The organism is Planomonospora algeriensis (assembly GCF_977012225.1).
Genome location: NZ_CDRNDK010000644.1, coordinates 1 through 2,865 on the forward strand (window position 1 = coordinate 1; position 2,865 = coordinate 2,865).

Here is a 2,865-nt window from a genome sequence, read left to right on the forward strand (position 1 = left end):
ACCGGCGCCTGCGCGGGCCGTACACCGCCGCGGCGCGATCGTCGCCGCCCTGCTGCCGGACGCCCTGCCGGAGCTCGTCGCCCGCTACGACGTCGAACTGCGCGCCATCGCCCCCGACCTGCGCGACCTGATCCCCGCCCGGCGCCGGTCCAGGGCGGACGCCCTGCCCCGGGCGGAGCGGATCCTGGTCCACGCGCCGCGCCGGACGCTGCGCATCGCCAACGGCGTCGCCGAGTTCCTCCGCGCCCATCTGGAGGAGCGGACCGGGCCCCGCAGGCTCGTCGTCACCGGCACCGCCGAGGCCGACCCCACCGACCTGGAACTGCTGGCGGTGCTGCGCCGCCGGATCCCGCCGGAGCTGCTCACCGTGGAACTGCGGGAGCAGGCCGCGGCGCCGCCCGACCTCGAGCCCGAGGAGCACGACAAGCGCGCCGACGAGCTGGAGCGGCAGGGCTCCGTCGGCGCGCGCCTCGGCGCGATCCCCTACCACCGCGAGCGCGGCACCGACCCCCGCCGGGCCGTGGAGGCGCTGCGCTTCGCGGTGCAGTGGTGCCTGGACGCCGGATGCCACGACGCCGTCACGGAGCTGGGCCCGCGCGGGCTCGCGCTGACCGATCCGGAGACCGACCCGGAGACCTGGTGGCGGTTCCTGCACAGCACCGCGACCGCGCTCGGCTCGCTGCGCCGCGAGGACGAGGCCGTGGCCCTGTTCGACCTGGCCAGGAGGGAGAGCGTCTCCCCGGTCACGCACGCGGCCGCCGCCTACTCCACCGGCATGCTGAAAGTCCGCCACCACGACCCCGCCCGGCGCGACCCGGAGGCGGCACTGGCCTGGGTGAACCAGGCGATCGCCATCTCGACGCTGCTGCCGGACCCGCGTGAGCGGGCCTTCAAACTGGGCTTCGACCTCAACGGCCGCGCCCTGGTCGAGGTACGGCTCGGCCGCCCCGCCAGGGCGCTGGAGCTGGTCCAGCAGGCCGTGGAGCTGGCCGACCGGGAGCTGGGGCCGGACGAGCACCCGATCCACCGGCTGGTGCTGCTGGCCAACCGGGCGCAGCTGACCGTCATGCTGGGCCGCCCGGAGGCGGCCCTGGAGGACCTGGACGCGGCCATCGCCGCGGATCCGGGCTACCCCGACTACTACATCGACCGGGGCAACCTGCTGCACCGGCTCGGCCGGCTGGACGCGGCGGTCGCCGACTACGAGACGGCGATGCGGGCGGGCCCACCCTTCCCCGAGCCGTACTACAACCGGGCCGAGATCCGCTTCTCCACCGGCGACCACGCCGGGGCCCTGGCCGACCTGGACCACGCCCTGGAGCTCGATCCGGAGTTCGTGGACGCCCTGGCCAACCGGGCCGGCCTGCTGGCCGCGCTCGGCGAGTACGGCAGGGCGCGCGCGGATGCCGAGGCCGGGCTCGCCCTGGATCCGGACAACCCCTACCTGCTGTGCGCGCTGGGCCAGGTGGAGATGGCCGAGGGACGGCACGCCCCGGCGCGGGCGGCGTTCGACCGCGCGCTGGAACGCTCCCCCGGCCTCTCGGCCGCCTGGGCCAGCCGGGGGGTGCTGGCCTTCGAGACCGGGGACCCGGAGGGCGCGGTCGCCGACTTCACCCGCGCCCTGGAACCGGGTGCCGATCCGGCGCTGCTGTTCAACCGGGCGCTGGCGCTGCGCGCGGCGGGGCGCGAGCGGGAGGCCGCGGCCGACCTGGCCAGGGCGCTGGAGCTGGCCCCCGACGACGAGGACGTCCGGCGCGAGCTGACCGACCTCGGCGGCGTCCCCTGCGACGACCCGGGCGACGACCCCGGTCGCGGCTCCCCCGGAGCCATCGGCGACGTCCCCGGCTCCCCCGGGGACTCCGGCGGCGGCCTCAGCGGCGGCTCCGGCCGGACCGGGTGAGCTCCCCCGCCAGGTAGCGCTCGGCCAGCTCGCAGGTGCCCCGGGTGTAGCCCGCGCCGAGTCCGGCGGCGGTCTCCACTCCGGCGTGGCTGCCGATCCAGGCCACCAGCAGCAGGCGGCGGAACATGACGAACGTCCAGGCCTCGGCCTCGTCCTCGGCGGGCAGGCCGAGGACGGTCCGGTAGCCCCGCAGCCAGGCGTCGATCATCTCCGGGACCTCGGGGCGGTGCTCGATGAAGCTGAGCGCCGCGGCCAGGTCGTAGAGGTACCAGCCGAAGCCGCAGTCGTCGAAGTCGATGACGCTGGGCGGCCCGTCGCCGGTCACCAGCAGGTTGGCCAGCCGCAGGTCGGCGTGGATCAGGCCGTAGCGGTCGGCGTCCCGGCCGAAGCGGCGCAGCCGCCCGCGCACCTCCTCCGCCAGCCGGCCCAGTACGGCGAGCGCCTCGCGGTCCATGCCGGGCCCGTCCCGCCAGCGCCCCCACCGGGACTCCTGTCCCAGCGCGGCGCCGTAGTCCCAGTGGAAGCGGGTGAAGGCGGCCGGGCGGCGCCAGGACCGCGCGTGCCGGTGCATCCGCGCGGTGGTCGCGCCGAGCCGCTCGAAGCCCTCGACCAGGCGGTCCTGCGGGGGCTCGGTCCCCGGCAGGAACTCGAACAGGACGCACTCGCGGGGCGGCTCCCCCGGGACCGTCAGCACCCGGGAGCCGTCCGGGGCGCGGAGCACCTCCGGCGTCCTGACCCCGGCCTCCTCGCGGAGCGCCTCCAGCCAGGCCAGCTCGGAGCGGATCGCGGCGGCGGAGTGGTAGCCGAGCCGGTGCACCCGCAGCACGGCCCGGAACCCGGTCTCCGGGTCGTCGACCCGGAAGGTGGCGTTCTCCGACACGTTGATCAGCGTGACCTCGGCGCCGGGCAGGCCGTACAGGCGCGCCGCCGTCCGGGCGGTCGCGTGCGCGCGCGTCCAGCACCGC

Annotated in this window: 2 protein-coding genes; one reads left to right on the forward strand and one right to left on the reverse strand. The window is 76.8% G+C overall.

Annotation, left to right across the window (positions count from 1 at the left end; translation table 11 throughout):
* A partial coding sequence (locus ACWJ6R_RS33860) for a tetratricopeptide repeat protein (protein ID WP_449066123.1) occupies positions 1-1,900 on the forward strand: 1,900 nt, incomplete at its 5' end.
* Here the strand turns inward: ACWJ6R_RS33860 and ACWJ6R_RS33865 are convergent.
* Positions 1,872-2,865, reverse strand: a 994-nt coding sequence (locus ACWJ6R_RS33865) for a phosphotransferase enzyme family protein (RefSeq protein WP_449066124.1), incomplete at its 5' end; no start/stop codon positions are given. The genes ACWJ6R_RS33860 and ACWJ6R_RS33865 overlap by 29 nt on opposite strands.